Raw genomic sequence first — 23,224 nt, forward strand, 5'->3', positions numbered from 1 at the left:
AAATATAGAAGAAAATATAGAAGAAAATATAGAAGAAAATATAGAAGAAAATATAGAAGAAACCCCTGTTGAATTTGATTCTTTTGATACACTACCTATGGTTGAAGAGATAGGTGAAAAAGAAATGAGCTTTGATGATTTACCTGAGGATGCTCAATTTATTGGTGAGGAAAAAGAAGAAAAAATGGCTTTAGAAGAAAATGAGCCTATGGTTGAAGAAATATTTGAAAATGAAAGTATAGATGATTTTCAACTAGAAGAAGAAGAGCTAAGTACTCAAGATAAGATAAAAGAAGAATTGGCCGCTATTGATGAGCTTGATGAAGAATTTAATGGTCTTGATGGGGAGTTAATGCAAAATTTTGACACTCAAGAAACAGATAACAATGAAAATACGCAAGCTTTTGATTTAGAGGAAAATATAGAGGAAAATATAGAGGAAAATATAGAGGAAAATATAGAGGAAAATATAGAGGAAAATATGAGCGAAATTTTAGACGATACACAAGATGAGTTTGCAAATTTAAATGAAAATGATATTATGTTGGCTTTAGGCGAAGAGCTTGCTCCAGCTATTGTAGAAAAGAAAGAAGAAAATAGATTAAGCACTCAAGAAAAAATAGAAAATTTACAAGAAGATGAAATGGTAAATGAGCTTAGTAAGAGTATAGCTCAAACCATTACTTCAAGTATTACTGATGATACTTTAAAGGCAGCCTTGAAAGGTATGAAGATGAATATAAACATCAATATAAGCTTTGATGAGGATAAACATTGAGCGGTCAAATTTTAATTATTTCAGGGCCAAGTGGAGCAGGTAAGAGTACCTTGCTTCAAAAACTTTTTAAAGAAAAAGATAATATTTATTTTTCTATTTCAAGCACAACAAGAGCTCCTAGGGAAAATGAAAAAAATGGAGTAGATTATTTTTTTATCAGTGAAGAAGAATTTAAACAAGGTATAGAAAAAGGTGATTTTTTAGAATGGGCTTTAGTGCATAAAAATTACTATGGTACATCGTTAATTCCTGTAAAAAAAGCATTGCAAGAGGGTAAAAGTGTCATTTTTGATATAGATGTGCAAGGCTTTTGCATAGCTAAAGAAAAAATGCCTAATTATATTACTTCTGTATTTATCACAACTAAAGATAAAAAAGAACTTGAAAAAAGATTGCTTAAGCGAAATACTGATAAAATAGAAGATATTAGCAAAAGATTAGAAAATGCTAGTGATGAAATGGCTTATTTGGATCGATATGATTTTTTAATCATAAATGATGATCTAGAAAAAAGTTATAGGGAGCTAGAAGCAGTTTTTGAAGCTTCAAAATTAAAAAGTACAAAACATGATTTAAAACAAATTCAAATTCAATGGAATAAAGGAGAATAAAATGCATATGCCAAGTGGAACCCAATGGTTAATTATATTACTTATTGTAGTATTACTTTTTGGTGCTAAAAAAATTCCAGAGCTTGCTAAAGGTTTAGGAAAAGGTATTAAAACTTTTAAAGATGAAATGAATACTGATGATGATAAAAAAATCGTTCAAGAAGATGCACAAAAAATTGAAAAAATCAACGAAAAAGATGTGCTAGTAAAAGAAAATAATGAAGAAACAAAAAAAGCTTAAGGCGATACGTTGAAAACTTTAGTTTATAAAGAAATTAAAGAGAAACTAGGAAGAGATTTTATCTTAGAAAATCCTAAGAATAAAAATTTAGCCCATTTTGCTACACCTTTGGCTTTTTCTTTAGCTAAAGAATTAAGGCAAAACCCTATAATAATTGCTAATGATATTGTTGCTAAGTTAAAAGATTGTGATTGTTTTGAAAGTGTAGAGGCTTTAAATGGTTATGTAAATTTTAAGCTTTCAAAGGCTTTTTTAAATTCTTTGGCTACGCAAGCTTTGAGTGATAGTGAAAATTTTGCAAAAGATGAAAAAAAAGAGCAGAGTTTTTTACTTGAATATGTTAGTGCAAATCCAACAGGACCTTTACACATAGGGCATGCTAGAGGGGCTATTTTTGGTGATACTTTAACTAGGGTTGCTAGACATTTAGGATATAAATTTGATACAGAATATTATGTTAATGATGCGGGTAATCAAATTTATCTTTTGGGTCTTTCTATATTGCTTGCAGTAAAAGAGCATTGTTTAAAAGAGCAAGTTCGATATCCTGATGAGTATTATAAAGGTGAATATATCGTAGATGTAGCAAAAGAGGCTTTTGCTGAATTTGAAAAAGATTTTTTTATAGAAGGAAATATTCCACAATTAGCGCTTTGGGCTAAGGATAAAATGCTAAAAATTATTAAGCAAAATTTAGCCGATGCTAAGATATTTATTGATACTTATGTGAGTGAAACAAGCTATTATAGTGAATTAGAAAATACTTTAAAAGCCTTAAAAGAGCATGGTGGTACTTATGAGCAAGATGGTAAAATATGGCTTGCATCAAGTGCTAAAGGTGATGAAAAAGATCGTGTGATTATTAAAGATAATGGAAAAGGAACTTATCTAGCTGCTGATATAGTTTATCATAAAGATAAAATGAGTCGTGGTTATGATAAGTGTATCAATATATGGGGGGCTGATCATCACGGCTATATTGCTAGAATGAAAGCTGCTATGGAATTTTTAGGTCATGATAGTCAAAATCTTGAAATTATCTTAGCACAAATGGTTTCACTCTTAAAAAATGGCGAGCCTTATAAGATGAGTAAAAGAGCAGGAAATTTCATTTTAATGGGTGATGTTTTAGAAGAACTTGGTAGTGATGTGCTAAGATATATTTTTATCAGTAAAAAATGTGATACGCATTTGGAATTTGATGTAGATGAGTTTAAAAAAGAAGATAGCTCTAATCCTGTGTATTATATTAATTATGCTCATGCGAGAATTCATCAAGTATTTGCCAAAGCAGGTAAGAGTGTAAATGATGTTATATATGCTAAATTTGAGAGTTTAAATGAAGATGGTATGAATCTTTTGTTTGAAAGCTTAAATTTAAAAGCAGTACTTAATGATGCATTCGAATCAAGAGCCTTGCAAAAAATTCCTGATTATTTAAAAAATTTAGCCTCTTTATTTCATAAATTTTATAATGAAAATAAAGTTGTTGGCTCAAGCAATGAAGATGAGCTTTTAAAACTTTTTGCCATATGTGCCTTGAGTATTAAAACAGCTTTTGCACTCATGGGAATAGAGGCAAAGAATAAAATGAATCACGATTAATTTTGATCGTGATTTTTGCTTTTTTTAATACTTCTTGTCATCATAAAGCTTTGTTCAAAAAATAAAAGCAAGGTTATGCTTACTCCTACTGCTAGAGCTAATGTTACCGAAAGTGTTGTAAAGAAATAATCAAAAAAATGAATCAAAAAATTAGTTTTTTCGCCAATATCCTCTGAGCGTATAAAAGAAATCAAATACAATATAGCTTTGTATGCGTAAATTCCGGGTATCATAGGGATAAGAGCAGGAAAAGCTATAATTTCAGCAGGTGTTTTAAAAATCTTAGCCAAAAACAAACCAAGACAACCTATGCTAAAAGAAGCTATAAAGGTCGCAATAGCTAAAGTTTGAAAGCCAAAATACCCCATTAGAGTAAAACGCATACCATGTGCTATGGCGGCTAATATGGCTGAAAGTATGAGTGTTTTAAAGGGCGGATTACACACATAAGCAAAACCAAATCCTGTTAAAGCTGCAAAAAACATATCCCAAAGTATAGAAGAATAATCAATCATCTTAAAATTCCAAAGTCACTAATGCTAAGAGTGGTATAAATTCCAATAGCAATACAGCATACCAATATCGCCACACTAATAATACGACTAAAACCCATAAGTATGTGATCTTTTAAAATATCTATAATTGAGTTTATAAAATAAACTCCAGGTATTAAATACAAGATACTAGAACCCAAAGCAATATTTGCTTCTTGTATAAGCTTTAAATCCACTCCAAAAAACACAATAAAAGAAGATAAAAAAGAGCAAAAAATATATTGAATTCTTAAATCAATTTTTATTCTAGTGAGTAAAACTCTCAAACTAAAACCCACTAAAGTAGCTAAAAATACAAATAAACATCCATAAAAATCTCCCCCAAATAGCTTACAAAAGGCCGAATTTGCTGCTGAAACTAAAAATAAATTAGCTAAAAAAGGATTTCTTTTGGTTTGTTTGAGTTTTAAAAGAGAAATTTTGGCTTCTTCTAGGTTGTATTTATGATCATGAATTTGCCAACTTAATGCACTAAGTTCTAAAATAAGTTTAAAATTAATATGATTGTGTTTGTTAGGTATGATGTAGGTTCTTTGTATAGAGTTATCATCTTTATCAAAAATATTTAGCGTAGTATGATGAAAGAAAAAATTCATATTAATTTCATAACCATACGCATTAGCTATCCTTCCAACGCATTTTGCTACTCTTGCTGTGTAAGTTCCTGCACTTAGAAAAACGCTAATATATTCGATTAAAAAATTAGTTAAATTTTGAATTGATGGTTTTTGCATAAATATTCTTTAAAATAGTTTTTAAAGATTTTATCAAAATTAAAATATAAAATCTTATAAATTTAAAATATTTTTGTAAAAATATTAAAAACATATGCACTAGGTAATTTAAGGAAGTTAAAAAAATTAAGTGCGATTTTTCTTTTTTTGTATATAAATATAGATAGTTAAAAGCATACTTATAAAAATAATACAAGCAATAATAACAAAATGTAGATATTCTTTAAGTAAGTCTTCATTTTTACCTAAAATATAACCTAATATAAGTAAAATTAAACACCAAATTCCAGCTCCTAAACTAGTATAAAATATAAATTTTTTCAAATTCATTCTTGCAAGTCCAGCAGGTAAAGAAATGTATTGACGCAATCCAGGGATTAATCTACCACTAAATGTTGATATTTCACCATGTTTATTGAAAAAGGCTTCAAACTGAGCAAATTTTGTTTCATTAACTCCAAAATATTTACATATTTTTAAAACAACATTGCGCCCTAAAAAATAACATAAGTAATAATTTAATAAAGCACCCAAAAGAGCTCCAAAAGTCCCACAAAGTAGGCATAGCCAAAAGTTAAGTTCGTTTTGATGGGCTAAATATCCAGCAGGTATCATCACTACTTCACTAGGAAAAGGAAAAAAGGAGCTTTCTATAAACATAAGAAAGATAATCCCCCAATAACCCCAATCTTTTGCAAGAGTAAGTAAAAAATCTATAATATCACCAAGCATAAACACCCTTTAATTTTTTAAACTAATGATATAAATTTAGTTTTAATGTTTTAAAAATATAGCATGGCTTTTGCACAAATGACTATTAAAATGCATAAAATCAATGCAATCAAGTGAGATTTTAAGGGATCTTTTCTTTTTAAAATTTTTATAAAAAACAAAGAATAACAAGTTAAAGCTAACATTGTTATTAGTAGCAAAAGCTTGATAAATAAAAATACTCCAAAATTGCTTGCAAAAAAATCCCAAAAAGAATTAAATTCATAAAAACTTAAAAGATAAAAACCACTCAATAAAAGTAAGATAAAAATACTAGCAAAAATAAAAATACTTGACTTGGTATAGGCTTTTTTAATTTTATCGCAATCTTCTTTGCTTTCGTGTTTATAAGCAAAGCAATAAACACAAACATCAAAAAATACATAGGCTATAAAAAATATAGCACAGATAAGATGAATACAAATAAAAATAAAATGCATAATTAATCTCCTTAAAAAATCATAGCACAATTTTAAGGAGATGTAAAATTAAAGTTTTTCTAAAATTTGGATAGTTTTGATTTTATCTCCTGCTCTAATGCTATCTAGTACTTCTAAACTTTCTTTGTCTTCAGGATTGATTTGTCCAAAGATAGTATGCACTCCATCTAAATGAGGTTGTGGGCTGTGACAAATAAAAAATTGTGAACCACCTGTATCTCTACCAGCATGAGCCATAGATAAACTACCTCTTAAATGTTTGTGTTTTTGATCGTCACATTCACATTCTATCTCATAACCAGGACCACCTGAACCTATACCATAAGGACAACCACCTTGTATTACAAAATTTGGAATCACACGGTGAAAAACAAGCTCATCATAAAAACCTTCATTAGCTAAATTAGCAAAATTACACACAGTTTGTGGTGCTTCATCGGGAAATAATTCTAATTTCATATCACCTTTTTCGGTGCTAATGATAGCAAAATTGTATTTTTTTGCATCTTTTATGTCGATTTTTTTAAGCATTTTTTGCTCCTATTCTATGTTGGTATAAACTGCTTGTACATCATCATCATCTTCTAATTTATCAAGCAATTTTTCAATATCAAGAAGTTGCTCTTCGCTAAAGCTTACGGGGTTATTAGCAAGATATTCAAGTCCTGCTTTTTTAAGCACTAAGCCTTTTTTTTCTATGGCATTACTAAGCTCACCAAAAGCAGTGTAATCACCTATAATTAGTAATTCCTCTTCATTTTGCTCAAGTTCTTCAAGTCCTGCATCAATAAGTTCAAGCTCAAGTTCTTCTAAATCTCCATCATATTTTTCAAGATGAAAAACAGCTTTGTGTGAAAACATAAAAGTCAAAGAGCCATTTTGCAAAATTTCTCCACCATTTTTGCTAAAAATTGCTTTTACATTAGCCACTGTGCGTGTAGGATTATCACTCATACACTCAACAATGATTAAAGCCCCATGTGCTGCTTTTCCCTCATAGTGGATATTTTTAATATCAGCACTATCTTTTCCACTTGCTCTTTTAATAGCTGCATCGATATTGTCTTTTGGCATATTATTAGCTTTTGCAGTAGCTATGGCACTACGAAGCTTTGGGTTCATATCAGGATCAGCTCCGCCTTCTTTTGCTGCTACTTGTATAGCCTTTGCAAGTTTTGGAAAAAGTTTGCTCATTTTATCCCATCTTGCTTCTTTAGAGGCTCTGCGATATTCAAACGCTCTTCCCATAAATTCTCTCTTTCTTATATTGTTTTAAAGTTAAAAGTATAAACTAAGAAGTCTAAATTTGATTTTAAAGGAGCAAAAGAGTGATCAGAAAAGCTAGGAAAGATGATGTTAAAAAATGTATACAATTGCTTGCTTTGGCAATGGATCATTTTATATATAAACTTAGTGGCTATAATGATCATCAAAAAGCCATAGAGGTTTTAGAAAATTTCTTCACTCAAGAAAATAATCGTTTAAGCTATGGAAATATATATGTTTATGAAGAAGATAATGAAATTTTAGGTGTGATTTGTTTTTATGATGGGGCTTTGGCAGATGAGCTAGATAAGCCTTTAAATGAGCATTTAGAATTTTTAGGAATTAATGAAAAAGTTTTAAAAGAATGTGATAATGAGTTTTATTTAGATAGTATTTGCGTGGATGAAAAGGCAAGAGGGAAAGGTATTGCTAAGAAATTGATTGAATATGCCTTCAATGAAGCTTTGAAAAATGGCAAAAAGCTTTCATTAATCGTAGAAGATGAAAATATAAATGCAAAAATACTTTATGAAAAAATGGGTTTTAAATTTATAAAAAATAAAATTTTTCACACTCATAAATATGAATATAGAGAAAAAGGAGAATAAATGATTATAAAAACTAAAAATATTAATTGTCAAAGTTGTGTAAATTTAATCAAAGCTTCATTGGAAGATGAATTTGGTGCTATGCAAATAAGTGTTGAAAATAAAAGCATAGAGATTGATTTAAAAGCAGAGCAAGTTGAAGAGTTTAAAAAACAATTGCAAGATTTAGGTTTTGAGACAGATGAAGCATGAGTTAAAGTTAAAAATAGGCAATATGACTTGTGTTAATTGCTCTAATGCTATAGAAAAAGTTTGTGCAAAAATTGATGGGGTAGAAGATGTAAGTGTTTCTTATGTCAATTCTAGTGGAGTGTTTTTGCTTAAAGATTTATCTTTAGAAGCAAAGATCAAAGAAAAAATCAAAGCTTTGGGTTTTGAGATATTGCACGAAGAACAAAATTTATACGAATTTAAACTCAAAGAGCTTAAAAATATGAAAACAAAGCTTATTATGAGTATAATTTTAAGCTCTATTGTGATGTATTTTGAAATGTTTGTTCAAGGAAATGTTTCTGCTTTAATTCAAATGTTTTTATCTATGATAGCGATTTTTTATTGCGGAAAAGGTTTTTTTATCCACGCTCTTAAAGGATTAAAACATAAAAATTTAGATATGAATACCTTGATATCTTTAGGAGCTTTTACTTCTTTTATATATTCTTTTTTTGTGTATTTTGAGGTATTTAGTAAAGATGGTTATTTGTATTTTAGTGGCGGAGCGATGATTGTAAGCTTTGTTTTATTAGGTAAATACTTAGAAGAAAAGGCTAAATTTAAATCCTTAGAATATCAAAACAAATTAAAAAATATAGATATTAAAAAAGCTAATATAATCTTAGAAGATGCAAGTATAAAAAGCATACCTAGTGCTTTTGTAAAAGAAAATGATGTGATTTTAGTGAAAGAGGGTGAAAGCGTTGTTGCTGATGGGGTAATTATAGCAGGCGAGGCTGAGGTTGATGTGAGTTTTTTAACAGGAGAATTTTTACCACTTTTGAAAAAGCAAAATGATGAAATTCTAGCAGGAAGTGTGTTGATTAATGGAAGCTTAAAGATTAAAGCTAGTAAAAAGGCGATTGAAAGCTCATTAGAACAAATTAAAGATCTTGTTTTTAAAGCAGGCAATATCAAAACACCTTTAGCAAATTTAGCTAATAAAATTTCAGCTTATTTCGTAGCTTGTATTATTGTTTTATCACTTTTTGTGTTTGTTTTTTGGTATTTTAAAGAAGGAGTCAACGCAGCATTTTTACATGCTTGTGCCACTCTTTTAATCTCTTGTCCTTGCGCTTTGGGCTTAGCAACCCCTATAGCCATAGTTAGTGCTTTAGCAAATGGTGCAAGAAATTTTATCTTAGTAAAAAATCCAGCGGTATTAGAGAATTTAGCTAGTATAAAACTTGCTATTTTTGATAAAACAGGCACTTTAAGTCAAGATGATTTAAGTATTTATAAGCATGATCTAACTCAAGAAAATTTTCAAAAACTCACGCAAATTGAAAATTTAAGCTCACATCCTATTGCAAAGGCTTTTACTAAAGAATTGAATGTAAATTTAAATTTACAAGGAAAATTAAGTGTTTTAGTGGGTAGTGGTTTGCTTTATGAGGAAAATAATGATAAATATTTAATAGGCAATGAAAAATTAATGCTTGAAAATAGTGTTGATATACAAAAAAGCAAGCAATTTTTGCAAGAATTTGAAGATCAAGCACCTATATGTTTGTATTTTGCAAAAAATAATATTTGTCTTGGCGGGGTTTGTTTAAAAAATGAACTTAAAAACGAAGCTAAAAATTTGATAGCAAATTTAAAACAAAAAGGTATAAAAAGTATTATTTTAAGTGGTGATAATAAAAAAAGTGTTACTAAAATAGCAAATGAGCTTAATGTTGATGAATATTATTCTGATTTAAAACCTGAGCAAAAACTTGATTTCATAAAAGAAAAAATCAAAAAAGAAAAAGTTCTTTTTATAGGAGATGGTATCAATGATGCTCCTGCTTTAAATTTAGCTAGTGCAAGCATAAGTTTTTCTAAAGCAAGTGAGCTTGCTAAAAAAAGCGGAGATTTGATTTTGATAAAAGATGATTTATCTTTAATAGCTTATTGTTTCGAGCTTTCTCAAAGAACTAAAAATATCATCAAACTTAATCTTTTTTGGGCTTTTGTTTACAATGCTTTATGTATTCCCATTGCGGCAGGTCTTGTGCCATTTATAAGTCTTAGTCCGCATTTGGCAGCTTTAGCAATGTGTTTTAGTTCGGTAACGGTTGTAGTCAATTCTTTGAGATTGCGTTAGATATTTCAGTTTTATTTAATATTTGTTGTATTATATTAATATAACTTTAACAAAAAGGAGTATTTAATGAATTGCAATTGTAGTTTTTCTATGATGAGTGTAATAAGATATTCTAAAATGATTATCTTGCTTACCGTTGCCTCTTTGGCTGCTATTGTTGTTTTTGGTAATATAACTGATTATAATTCAAACTTTCAGTTTGTAAAACATGTTATGAGTATGGATACTAAGCCTGATTATTTAGGTAATGCTATTATTTATAGGGCTATTACAAATTCTACGATCCATCATATTGCTTATATCTTTATTATTTGTTTTGAAGCTTTTATTATGCTGACTGCTTTAAAAGGTGCTTTAGATATGTTTAAAGCAAGAAATTTAGATGCAAAAACTTTCCATGAAGCTAAAAAATTTGGAATCATTGCTTTAACTTGTTGTTGTTTGTTATGGTTTTTTGGTTTTCAAGTGGTGGCTGCAGAGTGGTTTGGCATGTGGATGAGTAAAACTTGGAATGGTTTGCCTGATGCTACTAGATTAGTAACCTATATGCTTTTAGCATTAGTTTATATTAGTATTAAAAACGATGATTAAATCACAAACTCTCTGTTGAGGGTTTGTGGAAAATATAAAATGTTTTTATAATGATTGAGCTTGTAAATATTTACTTCTTCTTTTTTTTGTAATTATTCCATAATTTAAAAAACAAGAAAATTAAAGCTAGGCTCAGTGCTAAAAAATGTGGAATTTGCGGTATTTTTGCAGATAAAAAATAATGCCAAGATACTAGTAAAAAGCAAAAATAGCCAAGTTTTCTTATCTTACTTAATTTTTTAAAAAGCTTAAATGAGCTTATAAACATAAGTGTGAGTATGAAAAAGCTTATAAAACCACTAAATTCTAAATTTTTACTAAAAGTATCTTTGAAAAAAAGCATTAAATCTAAATTTTTACTAAAAGCAAAGTAATTAAAAAAGTGAATCAAAACCCAAAAAAATGCATAAAAACCTAAAAATTTAGGGTAATCTTTTGTGTGTTTATACTTTAAAAGTGAAAAAAATAGGCTTAATCCAAAAAAGATTAAGCCAAATACACCACTATAAAAATATACAGATTTTACAATATCAAATTCTTGCATGATTTGATAAACACTAAAAACAATACTTAAAACAAAAGCTAAAAATCCACTGATATTATAAACTTTTTTGCTCATTAAAAATTAACCTTTAAATCCATATCTTTATACAAATGCGCTACTTCTTTTTCATAGCCATTAAACATCTGTGTAGGCTTAGTGAAAAAATCTCCCAAAGGACGCTCATTTGCTTGAGACCATCTTGGGTGAGAGACATTTGGATTAACATTAGCATAAAATCCATATTCTCTAGGGTTTGCTAACTCCCATGTGGTTTTGGGTTGTTCTTTGGTAAATTCTATTTTTACAATAGATTTTATACTTTTAAAGCCATACTTCCATGGAACTACAAGGCGAATCGGTGCTCCATTTTGTCCCAATAAAGGTTTTTTATACATACCCACAGCCATAAGTGTTAGTGGGTGCATAGCCTCATCTAATCTTAAGCCTTCTACATAAGGATAATCAAGAGTTGGAAAAAATGAGGCTTGATCGGCAAATTGATTTTTATCAAAAAGAGTGGTAAATTTTATAAATTTAGCTTCACTTTTAACTTTACATTTTTCTATTAAAGCACGCAATTCAAAACCAACCCAAGGCACCACCATAGACCAAGTTTCAACACAGCGAAATCTATAAATTCTCTCTTCTAATGGAAAAGCCAATAAATCTTGCATAGTTAAAGTCAAAGGTTCTTCAACTTCCCCGCTAACTTCTATTTTCCAACCATTTGTGTTGAAATTTTTTGCAAGCTCAACAGCTCTTTTTTTATCAGTAGAAAATTCATAAAAATTAACATAATTAGTTGCAATTTTTTCTTCACTTAAATTTAATTTTTCATTATTAGGATCAGGAAAGAAATTTAATGCCATTAATTCAGATTGAACTAAAGCTGAACTAACTAAAGCTCCAGCACCTAGTTTTAAAAAATGGCGTCTTTTGTTATATAATTGTTCGTTTGTGATATTCATGAAGCATCCTTTATATATTTTGTGATATTAAAACATATAAAGGAAAATAGAAGGATAATTTTTATTATTTTATAAAAAATATTTTTAAAAAATTACCTCATTATTTTCAGATAGAGCAGGGTTGTTTTTTGGAAATGGAGAAGTATTGGTGTAGTACTCTCTTTGTTTTTCATAAATTCCTTGATAAACTCCTTTTGGGATGATAAATTTTCTAGCGCTATCAGGATAAAGTTCTAAGTATTTTGTTAAAAATTCTTTAAAAACCGGCGCAGCAGTTCTTGCCCCACCTTCTATTTGTTTCATAGGCTTATTATCATCATTTCCATACCAAATAATAGCTTCTATTTCAGGAGTTAAGCCACAAAACCACGCATCAATGCTTTTATTTGAAGTGCCTGTTTTTCCAGCTATTTCAATCCCTTCTACTCTAGCATTACGCCCAGTGCCTTTTTTTACAACATTTTGCATCATTTCATTGACTAAAAAGGCTTGTTCAGGTTCACTGATTTTTCTTTCTCCGGAATTAAATTCTACTACTATTTTACCATTTTTATCGATTACTCTTTTAATGAGTAATAAGTCTTTTTGCACACCATAGTTTCCAAATACCGTGTAAAGTTTAGCATAATCATAAATGGAAATTCCAAAGCTACCCAAAACTATAGATAAATCAACTGGTATGTTTTCAAAGCCCATAAATTGAAGCTTATCGTGGATTACATCAAGTCCTAGGGCAAGAGCTAAATTTATGGTAGCTAGGTTTCTTGAGCCAGTTAGCGCTTCTTTTAAACTTATAAGTCCTAGAAATTTTCCACCATAATTTTTAGGTTTCCAATCTTTCTCATCTTTTTTAGTACTTTCAAAAATTCTTGAAATATCGGCAACCTTACTCATAGGAGAATAGCCCATGTCAATGGCAATTTGATATAAGAAAGGCTTAAAAGAACTCCCCGGTTGTCTTAAGCTTTGAGTAGCGCGGTTGAAATTACTTTTTGTGTAATTTACTCCACCAACTAAGGCTAAAATGTCTCCATTTTGATGATTTGCTACTATCATAGCTCCATTGAGTGTGCTTAAATTTGCATCTTTATCTCTTTTAACTATTTCATCATAGCCAAATTTTAAAGCTTCTCTTGCAATATTTTGCACATCAAGATCAATGGCAAGCTCTATTTTGTAGCCACCACTTTTTAAGTCTTTAATCCCGCTTAGTTGTTTTAAAACTTCTTGAGTAACATAAGGGGCTGCATTTTGTGTTAAAGTATCATCATATACTTTTGGAATTTCTTTTAAGGCGTTTTCATACTCTTCTTTAGAAATCCAACCAAGATTATACATTCTTTGTACTACGCTATTTGCTCTAGCTAAAGAAAGATCTAAATGTCTAGTAGGATCATAAGTACTTGGAGCCTTTGGCATACCTACCAAAATAGCAATCTCTTTCAAACTAAGCTCATCTAAATTTTTTCTAAAATACCCAAGCGCAGCAGTTTTTACTCCATAATATCCATGTCCAAAGAAGATGAAATTTAAATATCTTTCTAAAATTTGCTCTTTAGTTAAAGTATTTTCTATCTTATATGCAAGCAAAGCTTCTTTTAGCTTTCTGCTCAAAGTACGCTCAGGAGTTAATTCTGTATTTTTTATGAATTGTTGAGTAAGAGTGGAAGCTCCTTCCATAGTTTTTCCACCGCTTCTTATGATTTTAATAGCTGCTCTAAAAATTGCATCTATATTAACCCCGCCATGTTCAAAAAAGCTAGTATCTTCAATGGCTACCAAAGCTTCTATAAGTCTTGGTGGAAGTTCTTCATAAGGAGCATAAAAGCGGTGTTGCTCGAAAACATTTGCAACTAATTTTCCATTTTTATCAAAAATTTGTGTTGTAAGAGGCGGTTTGTAATCTTTAAAGGTATATTGATTTAAATCAGAATCAGAAAATAAATATGCAATAAATATAAAAACTCCAACCGCACACATTATACAAAAAGAAAGAAATATTTTTAAAATTTTTATCATAAAAATGCTTTCAAAAGTTCTATATTAAGCCCTAGTGCTGTACTTTGATGGCCTATGATTTTTTTAATGTATTTTTTATGAAATCCCTCGCACATCACAGCACCGGCTTTACCTTGATAAAGTTTTGAATCAATGTATTCTTGCATATCTTTTAAATCAAATTTATCTAAGATCAAATCACACTTGCTAAGATTAAAAATCTTTTTATCTTCTAAAACTAAAATCATCGCGCTTAAAACGCTAATGCTTTTGCCACTTTGCAAATTGAGCATATTAAAAGCCTCATTGTCGCTTTTAGCTTTAGTTAGAATGATATTTTGAGCACAAACTATGCTATCAGCAAATAAAACATTTTTTAAGTCAGGATATTTTGTAAAAAATTGTCTTTCTTTTTCTAAAACAATTTTTTGCACATAAGAGCTTGGATTATCTTTTTTTATTAAACTCTCATCATAATCGATAATAATTTGCTCAAAAGCGATATTTGCTTCTTTTAGCAAAGCAACGCGTGAGGGCGAACTTGAAGCTAAATAAAGCATTAAGCAAGACTTTCTTCTATGATTTTTTTAGCATGATCAAGTGCTTGTTCTATTTTACTTGTATCTTTACCGCCAGCTGTTGCAAAATCATCTCTACCGCCACCGTTTCCACCAAGCATTTGTGCAATTTCTTTTACCAAAACACCAGCTTTTAACGAAGTGTCTTTAACACCTGCTGCTATGATAATCTTACCTTTTTTTTCTTGTAAAAGTAAAATTACAGCTTTGTTAAATTTATTTTTAAACTCATCTATCATAGTTTTTATATCACCACTATCTATTTTTTGTACACAATATTGAATGCCATTTAATTCTTTAGAGTTTAATTCTGCTTTGCTTGAATTTTTTAATTCATTTTTTAAACTAGCTATTTCATTTTTTAATTTTGCTACATAGCCTAAAATATCTTGAGTTTTTAATTCTTCTTTGGCTTGATTAAGCTCTTTTAAATTTTCACTAACATAATCAAGTGCAGCTTTACTTACCACCGCTTCTATCCTTCTAACCCCAGCACTAACACCACTTTCTTTGATGATGTAAAAACTTCCTATTTCAGAGCTATTTTTCACATGAGTACCACCGCAAAGCTCTTTGCTAGCTCCTAGGGTTAAAACTCTTACTTTTTCTTGATATTTTTCACTAAATAAAGCTATTGCACCGCTTTTTTTAGCTTCATCTAAAGCTAAAATTTCAATTTTAGCTTCATTTGCTTGTATGATGTAAGTGTTTACTAAAGCTTCTATTTGCTTTAATTCTTCTTTATTTAGAGCTTTTGGATGAGTAAAGTCAAATCTTAATTTATTGTGTTCTACTAAAGAGCCTGCTTGGCTAATGTGTGAGCCAAGAATTTCTCTTAAAGCATGGTGTAATAAATGTGTCGCACTATGATGTCTAGCAATTTGTTCTCTTTTTTTAGTATCTATGCAAGCTAACACTTCATCGTTTGTTTTAAGATCTTGTTTTAATTTCACTTGACTAAGATTAATATCAAAGAATTTTTGTGTATCTAAAACCTCATTTTCATTGATAAAACCTATATCAGCACTTTGCCCTCCACTTGTTGCGTAAAATGGAGTTTTTTCAAGCATTAACCACGCTATATCTCCTGCCTTAGTTTCGGTTATGATTTTAAAATTTTCATCCAAAATAGCCATGATTTTAGTTTTTTCTTCATAATTTTCATAACCACTAAAAGTATTTTTGCCAAATTTTTCTAATAAAACTTTAAAGTCCCCGCTAACTGCTTTATCCCCACTTCCTTTCCAAGAAGCCTTAGCTCTATCTTTTTGTTCTTGCATAAGCTCATTGAATTTAGTCTCATCTATACTAAGATTTTTTTCTCTTAGCATATCTTGGGTTAAATCAAGCGGAAAACCATAAGTATCATAAAGTTTAAAAGCTACTTCACCGCTAAAAATATCTTTAGTTTTTTTAAGTTCTTCATTAAAAATTTCTATACCATTTTCAATAGTGCTTAAAAATCTTTCTTCTTCTAGTTTGATTTGTTCTTTAATAAATTCTTTTTTTTCATTTAAGTAAGTATAATGCCCACCCATTAACTCACAAACTACATCTACAAGCTCATACATAAAAGCTCTTTTAAGACCTAACAAATATCCATGTCTTAAGGCACGACGCATAATTCTTCTTAAAACATAGCCCCTGCCTTCTTTATCAAAGCCAACTCCTTGAGCAAGTAAAAATACACTTGATCTTATATGATCAGCAATTACTCTATAACTAGCTCCGCTTTCATAGGTATAAGTTTTACCGCAAAGTTTTGCAATACTCTTAATAATAGGCATAAACAAAGAACTATCAAAATTACTAAATTTTCCTTCTTTTATAGCACTAACTCTTTCAAGCCCCATGCCTGTATCAATACTTGGTTTTGGTAATGGAGTAAGCGTGCCATCAGCACTTCTTTCATACTGCATAAAAACCAGGTTCCAAATTTCTAAGAACCTATCTCCATCTCCACCCATATAATCTTCGCTAGAATTAAAATGCTCAGCGCCTTGATCATAAAAAATTTCACTACAAGGTCCACATGGTCCAGTATCGCCCATTTGCCAGAAATTATCTTTATCGCCAAATTTATAAATTCTTTCTTTTTCTATATGTTTTTGCCAAAGCTCATATGCTTCATCATCACTTTCATGAACGGTTACATATAATCTTTCTTTAGGTAATTTTAAAACTTCAGTTACGAATTCCCAAGCATAAGCAATGGCTTGTGCTTTAAAATAATCTCCAAAACTAAAATTCCCAAGCATTTCAAAGAAAGTATGATGTCTTGCCGTATAGCCTACATTGTCTAAGTCATTATGTTTTCCACCAGCTCTTATACAAGTTTGACAGCTTGTTTTACGCGGAGGATTAGGGCGTGGTACTTCTCCGGTAAATATGCTTTTAAAAGGTACCATACCTGCATTAGTAAAAAGTAAAGTTGCATCATCAGGCACCAAAGGGCTTGAAGGAGTGATTTCATGTCCTTTTGACTTAAAAAATTCTAAATATTCTTTTCTTATATCCATAGATTTTCCTAGCTAGTTTTTTGTTTAAAATAATACCAAAAATACTTTAAATTAAGTAAAACTATCTTATAATCATGATTTTAAATTTATAAGGTTAATATAATGAAAATTCCTTTTATAGACTTAAATGCTCAATATAATGCTTATAAAAATGAAATCGATGAGGCTATTGGTGAAGTTTTACAAAGCACTTCTTTTATAGGTGGTGCAAAATTAGAAGAATTTGAAAACAATTTAGCTAAATATGCAGGTATTAAACACGCAATAGGTTGTTCAAGTGGCACAAGTGCGTTATTTTTAGCCTTGATGGCTTTGGGCGTGGGTAAAAATGATGAGGTAATAGTACCAAGTTTTACCTTTATAGCTACAGCTGAAATGGTTGCTCTAATCGGCGCTAAGCCCGTTTTTGTAGATATTGATTTTAAAGATTATAATCTTAGTTTAGAAAAAGTTCAAAGTGCTATCACGCCTAAAACTAAAGCTGTAATTGCTGTGAGTATTTTTGGGCTTATGCCTGATATGTTTGCTTTAAAAGAACTTTGTAAAAGTCAAAACATCGCTTTGATAGAAGATAGCGCACAAAGTTTTGGAGCTAGTCAAAAAGGTATAAAATCATGTGTTATAGCTGATATATCTTGCACAAGCTTTTTTCCGTCTAAGCCTTTAGGTGCTTATGGAGATGGCGGGGCGATTTTTACCCAAGATGATGAATTAGCGCAAAAAATAAAAATTTATTTAAATCATGGACAAGTGCAAAGATATAAGCATAAATACATCGGTATTAATGGAAGGCTTGATACCATCCAAGCGGCTGTTTTAAATGTGAAATTAAAATACTTAGATGAAGAGATTAAAAAAAGAGAAGTAATAGCAAAAGTTTATGATGAAAATTTAAAAAATTGTATTTTACCGCCAAGAAAAGATGATTTTGTGAGTGCTTGGGCTCAATATAGCGTGCGTGTAAAGAATAGAGAAAAATTCATGCAAAAATTACAAGAGCAAGGTATACCTACTGCGGTGCATTATCCTTTGGGGCTTCATTTGCAAGAAGCTTTCGATTATCTTGCTCATAAAAAAGGTGATTTGCCAAATACGGAGCTATTAAGTGATGAAATTTTATCCTTACCTATGAGTGCGTTTTTAAAAGAAGAACACCAAATTAGAGTGATTGAGGCTTTTAAATGAAAATAGGGCTTATAGGCCTTGGTAAAATGGGTAAAAACCATTTAAGAGAACTCGAGCGTAATTTAAAAGTAAAAGAAATTCATCTTTATGATCCTTTTTGTAAAGATAAATTTAAACACTTTTTTCATAAAAATTTTGATGATTTTTTAGCACAAAATCTTAATGGTGTTATCATTGCCACGCCTACTCATACGCATTTAGATATAGCTTTAAAGGTTTTTCCTAAAATAAAAAATGTTTTAATAGAAAAGCCTTTGGCATTAAATGTAGATGAAATTTTAATTTTAGAGCAAAAAGCTAGAGAAAATAAAGTCAGAGTAGGGGTGGGCTTTTGTGAGAGATTTAATCCGGCTATTTTAACTTTAAAAGAAAAACTTTTAGAAGATGAGATTATAAGTATTAACATACAAAGAATTTCTCCTTATCCACAAAGAATAAATGATGTGGGTGTTTTAAGTGATCTTAGTGTACATGATATTGACTTAGTTAGATTTTTAAGTCAAGAACAAATTTTAAAAGCAAATATTTATAAAAGCTTTCATCATGATAAATTTGAAGATGAGGTAATGATAGGTTTAAAATTGGAAAATATTTTAGCAAATATCCATGATAGTTGGAATGGACAATGCATTATAAGAAAGATCACGCTTTTAGGTAAAAAACATATATATGAACTTGATCTTAAAAATTTTGAACTTTTTATTAATATGCAAAAAATTCCAAATTTATATAAAAATTCTCCTTTATATGCTGAACATGAGGCTTTTTTTGAGTTTTTGCAAAATGGGGTTTGCGAAAATTTGGCTAGCATTGAAGATGCTTTGAGGGTACAAGAAATTTTAGAAGGTGTTTGATAGTGAAATATGTCTTTTTTTTAAATATGGGCGGGGTTAATAAACTTGACGAGTGTGAAGTTTTTTTAAAAAATATGTTTAATGATCCTTATATTTTAGGGATAAAAAATGTTTTTTTAAGAAAATTTGTAGCCTTTATGATAAGAAAATCAAGATTAAAAGCTATGAAACAAAACTATGAAAAAATGGGTGGGAAATCCCCGCTTACTCAAATCACACAAAGTTTATGTGATAAATTAAATTCTAAAACTAGAGAATATAAATTCGATTTTATTAGTCTTTATGTACCACCTTTTGCAAATGAGGTTTTTTCAAAATATGATTTTAAGCAAAATGACGAAATTATTTTATTTCCTTTGTATCCTCATCATTCTAAAACCACTGTAACTAGTTCTTTAGAAGTAGTGGAAAATGAGCTAAGAAATATCCAAAACCAAGCTAATGTAAAAATCATTGATGTTTTTTATAAAGATGAACTTTATAATGAAATGATTATAAAGCATATTTTAAAAAAAAAGAGAGAATATGATTATAAAACTTTGATTTTTTCTGCGCATTCTTTACCGCTTTCAGTGATTAAAAAAGGTGATTTGTATGAAAAACATGTGCAAGAGCATGTGGATATTTTAAAAGGAAAGCTTAAAAATAAATTTGACCAAATCATTTTATCATATCAATCAAAACTAGGTCCAGTTAAATGGCTTGAGCCTAACACAAGTGATATTTTAGAAAGTTTAGATCAAAAAGCTTTGATTTATCCTGTATCTTTTTGTATAGATTGCTCTGAAACGATTTTTGAGCTTGGAGTTGAATATAGGCACTTAGCAAAAAGCGATTATGAGCTTATTAAATGTCCTAATGATAGTGATGAGTTTATAGAGTTTATTTTAAATCAAGTAAAAATATAGTTTTTATATTAATGTTTTATAGCGGTATTAAAAAACATATATTTTTTCTCGGGATATTTTCTAAATTCCAGTTTGATAGTTTTTGATTGAAATTTATACATCCACTAAACATACTTTGTGTGCTTATAACACTATCAATATTCCAATTGTTTAAATCTTGATTAAATTTTGGAGTTTTTGAAAAAGGAATTTTGAAAATAGATTCACAAAAAATACATATTCCATCCATAATACATTTGAAACATCCCATTTATCCAAAGCTTGATTAAAACTAAAGCAATTTGAAAACATATAACTAATATTTATAACTTTAGTTGTGTCCCAATTATTTAGATTTTGATTGATTTTTTTACATCCATAAAACATTTCATTCATGCTTGTTACATTTGATACATCCCATTCTTCTATACCACTAAAATCTTTTCTTTTGCTATTTTTAAATAAACAATCCATTTCTTGTATATTGCTTACATTGATATCTTTAAGGCTTGTATTTAAATCATCAACTAAGGCTTTTAGTTCGCTTTTGGTTTTTGGATTATACATATGAGCATATTCTTTTTTACCAAAAAGAAAAGATTGTGTTGTATTGTTTTTGTGGTCTTTGAATAATTTCTCATATTGTTTAAAATTTGCCAAAGAAAATATGGATTTGTAACAGCCACTAAACATATTATCTTTGATAGTTATATTTTTTATGTCCCAATTATCAAGTGAATGCATGAAATTTTTACAATTTTCAAACATAGATTTTGAATTTGTAATTTTAAGTGTATTCCATTTATCTAGAGCTTGATTAAAACTTATGCAATTATAAAACATTTTAGAAGTTATTCTTAGATTAGATGTATTCCAAGAATTAATATTTTGATTAAATTTTTTACATCCTTGAAACATTTTATGTGTATTAACAAGATTAGATGTATTCCATTTATCTAGAGCTTGATTAAAATTTTCACACCCTTGAAACATTTTAGCCATGTTTTTTACTTTGCCTACATCCCAGTTGTTGATATAGGAATTAAAATTTTTACATCCTAAAAACATCCCTTCCATGTTGTCAACATTACTTGTATCTCAAGTCTCTATACCTATAAATTTTTTCTTCACTAATACTACTAAATAAATAGCTCATATCTTGAATTAAACTTGTATCTATATTTTTAAGCGGAATATCTGATAGTATCAAATATTTAAGAGTTTCTTTTGTTTTTGGTTTGTGGATTATCTTTTTTGATTGCAGTTTGAGTAAATACAATATAACTAAAAACACAAGTAAAGTTATAAATAATAAAACCCAATGCTTTAAATAAGCGAAACAAAAAATCAATATAAAAAAGATTATTATTGTAATTTTATTTTTTAATGTCATTGTTTTTGCTTTCTATTATGGGTTTTAAATAACTTTCTTTAATCAAAAGATTTACTGTATCTTTAAACATAGGTAAAGCACTTTGTGCGGCATAATAACTATAAGCTTTGGTAGGATGTCTTACTAAAACTCCAATGGTGTAGGTATTTTTCTCATCATTTGCAAAGCCAAAAAACGAGGCATTATAGCGATTTGAAGTATAGCCTTTTCTTTCAGCAATCCTAGCTGTACCCGTTTTTCCACCTATAATGATACCTTGAGTTCGTGCTTTTTTACCGGTTCCTTTTTCTATAACATTAATTAAAATTTGTTGCATTTCTTTGGCAGCTTTGCTTGAAAGAATTTTTTCTTTTTTAACTTCATCATCAAGTTTTATTAAACGCCCATCTTGATAAATTTTATTTGCAATTTGTGGGGTGATGTAAATTCCATCATTGTTAAATACATTATAAGCAGCTAAAAGTTGTATAAAAGTTGTTTTCAAGCCATAACCATAACTTAATACAGATTTTTCTACTTCTCTTAATCTTTTTGGATTTGGTATTTCTCCTTTTTGCTCATAAGGAAGATCAATACCGCTTTTTTCTCCAAAACGAAAAATTCTAAGGCCTGAGATAATTTCAAGATTACTTAATCTTTGGGCAATTTTAATCATACCGACATTTGAAGAGTAGGTAATAACTTCTTCCATGCTCATTTTGTTTTTTTTGTGATCATCGCGTATGGTAAAACGACCAAGTTTGTATTGTCCACCTTGAGTATCAATGATTTCATCAACTTTGATTTTATCAAGCATTAATGCAGTGGTAAATATAAAAGGTTTTATAACAGATCCTGCTTCATAGCCATATTCTATGGCACTTGCATTGAGCACAGATAGATCTTTTCCGCGATTTTGCGGATCGTATCTTCTTGAGCTAGCAAGTGCTAGAATTTTTCCGCTTTTGCTTTCCATGATGGCAACTATAATTTCATTGGCTTTTAGATCTTCATTTCTTTTATCGATAGCTTTTTCTAAACCTTTTTGAAGTTTTAAGGAAATATTTAAGTATAAATTACAACCATCTATTTTGCGTTGTTCATAAGAATGCAAATTTAAGATAATATTACCACCTATATCTCTTAAACCTTGAATTTTAGCATTTTGCAAAGGATTTAAACATTCATTATAGTATTTTTCCAAACCTTTTATGCCGACATTTTTAAAAATTTCACTTTGCTCATCCATATAGGTTCTTGTGTAGCCTATGATTGGAGTAAGTGAATCTTTTGGCATATATACACGATCTTCTTTGTGTTCTATAATATCAAGCCCTCTTGTCTCCACTCTGCCATTATTATTTGTGAAGGATTTAAAAAAACCTTGAGTATAAAGTTTTTTAGCTAGTTCTTTTAAATAACTTGCGTCTTTTGAGTTAATATCTTGGAGTAAAATAAAATTATAACTTCTTTTTTTCTTTGCAAGCATTCTTTTTTTTATATCTTGCATTTGTTCATCACTTGCGCCACTATAAATTTGAAAAAGAGTTAAAAACAAATCCTTTTTATCGGGATTTAAGCTCCTTAGATCAATTTCAGCTCTATAAATTTGCCTACTAGAAGTTACGGTAAAATTATCGCTTGTGATGATATTACCTCTAAGAGCGGAAAAATATTGTTCTTTTTGAGTATTTGGTATATGGCGTTTTGAGGTTAGAAAAAAAGTAGAAAGTAAAAACAAGGCCATAAAAAATAGAGCCATACAAAAAGCAAAAGCTACCTTTGAAACTCTATTTCTAATGGTGTTTGAAAGCATAT

The 23,224-nt window shown here is 29.5% G+C and carries 24 protein-coding genes and 2 pseudogenes; 11 read left to right on the plus strand and 15 right to left on the minus strand.

The annotated features are described in order from the left end of the window. From L8U37_RS00005 to argS, 4 genes and pseudogenes are all read left to right on the plus strand, one after another. Positions 1–778 (plus strand): annotated as a pseudogene (locus tag L8U37_RS00005) (hypothetical protein); the annotation flags it as partial. Continuing rightward, positions 775–1,389 (plus strand): guanylate kinase, encoded by a 615-nt coding sequence (gene gmk, locus L8U37_RS00010; RefSeq protein WP_220566902.1) that lies wholly within the window; start codon positions 775–777, stop codon positions 1,387–1,389. The pseudogene L8U37_RS00005 and the gene gmk, both read left to right, overlap by 4 nt. A gap of 1 nt (position 1,390) precedes the next feature. Further along, entirely contained in the window at positions 1,391–1,630 is a 240-nt protein-coding gene (locus tag L8U37_RS00015; protein ID WP_133318671.1) for a twin-arginine translocase TatA/TatE family subunit, read from the plus strand. A 9-nt stretch (positions 1,631–1,639) separates the two neighbouring features. Further along, positions 1,640–3,235 (plus strand): arginine--tRNA ligase, encoded by a 1,596-nt coding sequence (gene argS / locus L8U37_RS00020; RefSeq protein ID WP_220566901.1) that lies wholly within the window; start codon positions 1,640–1,642, stop codon positions 3,233–3,235. Here the strand turns inward: argS and L8U37_RS00025 are convergent. From L8U37_RS00025 to L8U37_RS00050, 6 genes are all read right to left on the minus strand, one after another. Then, on the minus strand, positions 3,232–3,750 hold the full coding sequence (locus tag L8U37_RS00025) for a threonine/serine exporter family protein (RefSeq protein ID WP_133318673.1): 519 nt from the start codon (positions 3,748–3,750) through the stop codon (positions 3,232–3,234). The two genes, argS and L8U37_RS00025, sit on opposite strands and share 4 nt — an antisense overlap. Beyond that, positions 3,747–4,523, minus strand: coding sequence for a threonine/serine ThrE exporter family protein (locus L8U37_RS00030; RefSeq protein ID WP_220566900.1), 777 nt, complete (start codon positions 4,521–4,523; stop codon positions 3,747–3,749). Before L8U37_RS00030 ends, L8U37_RS00025 begins: the two co-directional genes overlap by 4 nt. Positions 4,524–4,649: 126 nt before the next feature. Then, the gene (locus L8U37_RS00035) at positions 4,650–5,255 is read right to left on the minus strand and encodes a DedA family protein (protein ID WP_263728295.1); all 606 of its coding nucleotides are present in this window, start codon (positions 5,253–5,255) and stop codon (positions 4,650–4,652) included. A 50-nt stretch (positions 5,256–5,305) separates the two neighbouring features. Beyond that, positions 5,306–5,734: a trehalose-6-phosphate synthase gene (locus tag L8U37_RS00040; RefSeq protein WP_220566898.1), complete on the minus strand. Its 429-nt coding sequence runs from the start codon at positions 5,732–5,734 to the stop codon at positions 5,306–5,308. Between the two features lie 48 nt (positions 5,735–5,782). Continuing rightward, positions 5,783–6,265 (minus strand): peptidylprolyl isomerase, encoded by a 483-nt coding sequence (locus L8U37_RS00045; RefSeq protein ID WP_133318677.1) that lies wholly within the window; start codon positions 6,263–6,265, stop codon positions 5,783–5,785. A 9-nt stretch (positions 6,266–6,274) separates the two neighbouring features. Continuing rightward, positions 6,275–6,982 (minus strand): YebC/PmpR family DNA-binding transcriptional regulator, encoded by a 708-nt coding sequence (locus L8U37_RS00050; protein ID WP_039618745.1) that lies wholly within the window; start codon positions 6,980–6,982, stop codon positions 6,275–6,277. An 80-nt stretch (positions 6,983–7,062) separates the two neighbouring features. Between L8U37_RS00050 and L8U37_RS00055 the strand changes: the two genes are divergently transcribed. From L8U37_RS00055 to L8U37_RS00070, 4 genes are all read left to right on the plus strand, one after another. Then, the gene (locus tag L8U37_RS00055; protein ID WP_263728296.1) at positions 7,063–7,608 is read left to right on the plus strand and encodes a GNAT family N-acetyltransferase; all 546 of its coding nucleotides are present in this window, start codon (positions 7,063–7,065) and stop codon (positions 7,606–7,608) included. Beyond that, positions 7,609–7,800, plus strand: a complete 192-nt coding sequence (locus L8U37_RS00060; protein ID WP_263659023.1) for a cation transporter — start codon at positions 7,609–7,611, stop codon at positions 7,798–7,800. It begins immediately after the preceding gene. Then, complete coding sequence (locus L8U37_RS00065) at positions 7,790–9,910, plus strand: heavy metal translocating P-type ATPase (protein WP_263728297.1); 2,121 nt, start codon at positions 7,790–7,792, stop codon at positions 9,908–9,910. Before L8U37_RS00060 ends, L8U37_RS00065 begins: the two co-directional genes overlap by 11 nt. A gap of 66 nt (positions 9,911–9,976) precedes the next feature. Next, entirely contained in the window at positions 9,977–10,501 is a 525-nt protein-coding gene (locus L8U37_RS00070; protein ID WP_220566893.1) for a DUF2165 family protein, read from the plus strand. A 70-nt stretch (positions 10,502–10,571) separates the two neighbouring features. Here L8U37_RS00070 and L8U37_RS00075 read toward each other — a convergent pair whose 3' ends face one another. The 5 genes from L8U37_RS00075 to alaS all read right to left on the minus strand — a co-directional run bounded on the left by L8U37_RS00075 (position 10,572) and on the right by alaS (position 17,108). Continuing rightward, entirely contained in the window at positions 10,572–11,120 is a 549-nt protein-coding gene (locus tag L8U37_RS00075; RefSeq protein ID WP_263728298.1) for a sulfite oxidase heme-binding subunit YedZ, read from the minus strand. Then, the gene (gene msrP / locus L8U37_RS00080; protein ID WP_220566891.1) at positions 11,120–12,013 is read right to left on the minus strand and encodes a protein-methionine-sulfoxide reductase catalytic subunit MsrP; all 894 of its coding nucleotides are present in this window, start codon (positions 12,011–12,013) and stop codon (positions 11,120–11,122) included. Before msrP ends, L8U37_RS00075 begins: the two co-directional genes overlap by 1 nt. A gap of 84 nt (positions 12,014–12,097) precedes the next feature. After that, positions 12,098–14,029 carry a PBP1A family penicillin-binding protein gene (locus L8U37_RS00085; protein ID WP_263728396.1) on the minus strand — a complete coding sequence of 644 codons (1,932 nt, stop codon included), beginning with the start codon at positions 14,027–14,029 and terminating at the stop codon, positions 12,098–12,100. Beyond that, positions 14,029–14,571, minus strand: a complete 543-nt coding sequence (gene maf / locus L8U37_RS00090) for a septum formation inhibitor Maf (RefSeq protein ID WP_263660145.1) — start codon at positions 14,569–14,571, stop codon at positions 14,029–14,031. The genes L8U37_RS00085 and maf overlap by 1 nt, the downstream gene beginning before the upstream one ends. Continuing rightward, entirely contained in the window at positions 14,571–17,108 is a 2,538-nt protein-coding gene (gene alaS, locus L8U37_RS00095) for an alanine--tRNA ligase (RefSeq protein ID WP_263728299.1), read from the minus strand. The genes maf and alaS overlap by 1 nt, the downstream gene beginning before the upstream one ends. 108 nt (positions 17,109–17,216) lie before the next feature. On the opposite strand from alaS, the gene L8U37_RS00100 reads away from it, so the two are divergent. Genes L8U37_RS00100 through hemH form a run of 3 tightly spaced genes read left to right on the plus strand, consistent with a single transcriptional unit; the run spans position 17,217 to position 20,055 of the window. Further along, entirely contained in the window at positions 17,217–18,293 is a 1,077-nt protein-coding gene (locus L8U37_RS00100; protein WP_263728397.1) for a DegT/DnrJ/EryC1/StrS family aminotransferase, read from the plus strand. Further along, entirely contained in the window at positions 18,290–19,147 is an 858-nt protein-coding gene (locus L8U37_RS00105; RefSeq protein ID WP_263728301.1) for a Gfo/Idh/MocA family protein, read from the plus strand. Before L8U37_RS00100 ends, L8U37_RS00105 begins: the two co-directional genes overlap by 4 nt. Before the next feature lie 2 nt (positions 19,148–19,149). Beyond that, positions 19,150–20,055 (plus strand): ferrochelatase, encoded by a 906-nt coding sequence (gene hemH / locus L8U37_RS00110; RefSeq protein WP_263728302.1) that lies wholly within the window; start codon positions 19,150–19,152, stop codon positions 20,053–20,055. 16 nt (positions 20,056–20,071) lie between these two features. Here hemH and L8U37_RS08160 read toward each other — a convergent pair whose 3' ends face one another. From L8U37_RS08160 to L8U37_RS00125, 4 genes and pseudogenes are all read right to left on the minus strand, one after another. Next, complete coding sequence (locus L8U37_RS08160; RefSeq protein WP_412174895.1) at positions 20,072–20,305, minus strand: BspA family leucine-rich repeat surface protein; 234 nt, start codon at positions 20,303–20,305, stop codon at positions 20,072–20,074. Then, complete coding sequence (locus L8U37_RS00115) at positions 20,206–20,727, minus strand: BspA family leucine-rich repeat surface protein (protein ID WP_412174896.1); 522 nt, start codon at positions 20,725–20,727, stop codon at positions 20,206–20,208. Before L8U37_RS00115 ends, L8U37_RS08160 begins: the two co-directional genes overlap by 100 nt. Then, positions 20,719–21,120, minus strand: a pseudogene (locus tag L8U37_RS00120) (BspA family leucine-rich repeat surface protein); the annotation flags it as partial. The gene L8U37_RS00115 and the pseudogene L8U37_RS00120, both read right to left, overlap by 9 nt. 290 nt (positions 21,121–21,410) lie before the next feature. Beyond that, positions 21,411–23,222: a peptidoglycan D,D-transpeptidase FtsI family protein gene (locus tag L8U37_RS00125; protein WP_133318689.1), complete on the minus strand. Its 1,812-nt coding sequence runs from the start codon at positions 23,220–23,222 to the stop codon at positions 21,411–21,413. Between the last annotated feature and the right edge of the window lie 2 nt (positions 23,223–23,224).

The organism is Campylobacter sp. RKI_CA19_01122 (assembly GCF_025771325.1).
Classification (GTDB): domain Bacteria; phylum Campylobacterota; class Campylobacteria; order Campylobacterales; family Campylobacteraceae; genus Campylobacter_D; species Campylobacter_D lari_D.

Bases quoted from the DNA above. Each gene is read 5' to 3' on its own strand.
- L8U37_RS00105 (WP_263728301.1), top strand. From the start codon at position 18,290: ATGAAAATAGGGCTTATAGGCCTTGGTAAAATGGGTAAAAACCATTTA.
- L8U37_RS00025 (WP_133318673.1), bottom strand. From the start codon at position 3,750: ATGATTGATTATTCTTCTATACTTTGGGATATGTTTTTTGCAGCTTTA.
- maf (WP_263660145.1), bottom strand. From the start codon at position 14,571: ATGCTTTATTTAGCTTCAAGTTCGCCCTCACGCGTTGCTTTGCTAAAA.
- L8U37_RS00040 (WP_220566898.1), bottom strand. From the start codon at position 5,734: ATGCATTTTATTTTTATTTGTATTCATCTTATCTGTGCTATATTTTTT.
- L8U37_RS00015 (WP_133318671.1), top strand. From the start codon at position 1,391: ATGCATATGCCAAGTGGAACCCAATGGTTAATTATATTACTTATTGTA.
- alaS (WP_263728299.1), bottom strand. From the start codon at position 17,108: ATGGATATAAGAAAAGAATATTTAGAATTTTTTAAGTCAAAAGGACAT.
- L8U37_RS00070 (WP_220566893.1), top strand. From the start codon at position 9,977: ATGAATTGCAATTGTAGTTTTTCTATGATGAGTGTAATAAGATATTCT.
- L8U37_RS00075 (WP_263728298.1), bottom strand. From the start codon at position 11,120: ATGAGCAAAAAAGTTTATAATATCAGTGGATTTTTAGCTTTTGTTTTA.
- L8U37_RS00125 (WP_133318689.1), bottom strand. From the start codon at position 23,222: ATGCTTTCAAACACCATTAGAAATAGAGTTTCAAAGGTAGCTTTTGCT.
- L8U37_RS08160 (WP_412174895.1), bottom strand. From the start codon at position 20,305: ATGGGATGTTTCAAATGTATTATGGATGGAATATGTATTTTTTGTGAA.
- L8U37_RS00065 (WP_263728297.1), top strand. From the start codon at position 7,790: ATGAAGCATGAGTTAAAGTTAAAAATAGGCAATATGACTTGTGTTAAT.
- L8U37_RS00030 (WP_220566900.1), bottom strand. From the start codon at position 4,523: ATGCAAAAACCATCAATTCAAAATTTAACTAATTTTTTAATCGAATAT.
- L8U37_RS00115 (WP_412174896.1), bottom strand. From the start codon at position 20,727: ATGTTTAGTGGCTGTTACAAATCCATATTTTCTTTGGCAAATTTTAAA.
- msrP (WP_220566891.1), bottom strand. From the start codon at position 12,013: ATGAATATCACAAACGAACAATTATATAACAAAAGACGCCATTTTTTA.
- L8U37_RS00035 (WP_263728295.1), bottom strand. From the start codon at position 5,255: ATGCTTGGTGATATTATAGATTTTTTACTTACTCTTGCAAAAGATTGG.
- L8U37_RS00045 (WP_133318677.1), bottom strand. From the start codon at position 6,265: ATGCTTAAAAAAATCGACATAAAAGATGCAAAAAAATACAATTTTGCT.
- L8U37_RS00050 (WP_039618745.1), bottom strand. From the start codon at position 6,982: ATGGGAAGAGCGTTTGAATATCGCAGAGCCTCTAAAGAAGCAAGATGG.
- L8U37_RS00060 (WP_263659023.1), top strand. From the start codon at position 7,609: ATGATTATAAAAACTAAAAATATTAATTGTCAAAGTTGTGTAAATTTA.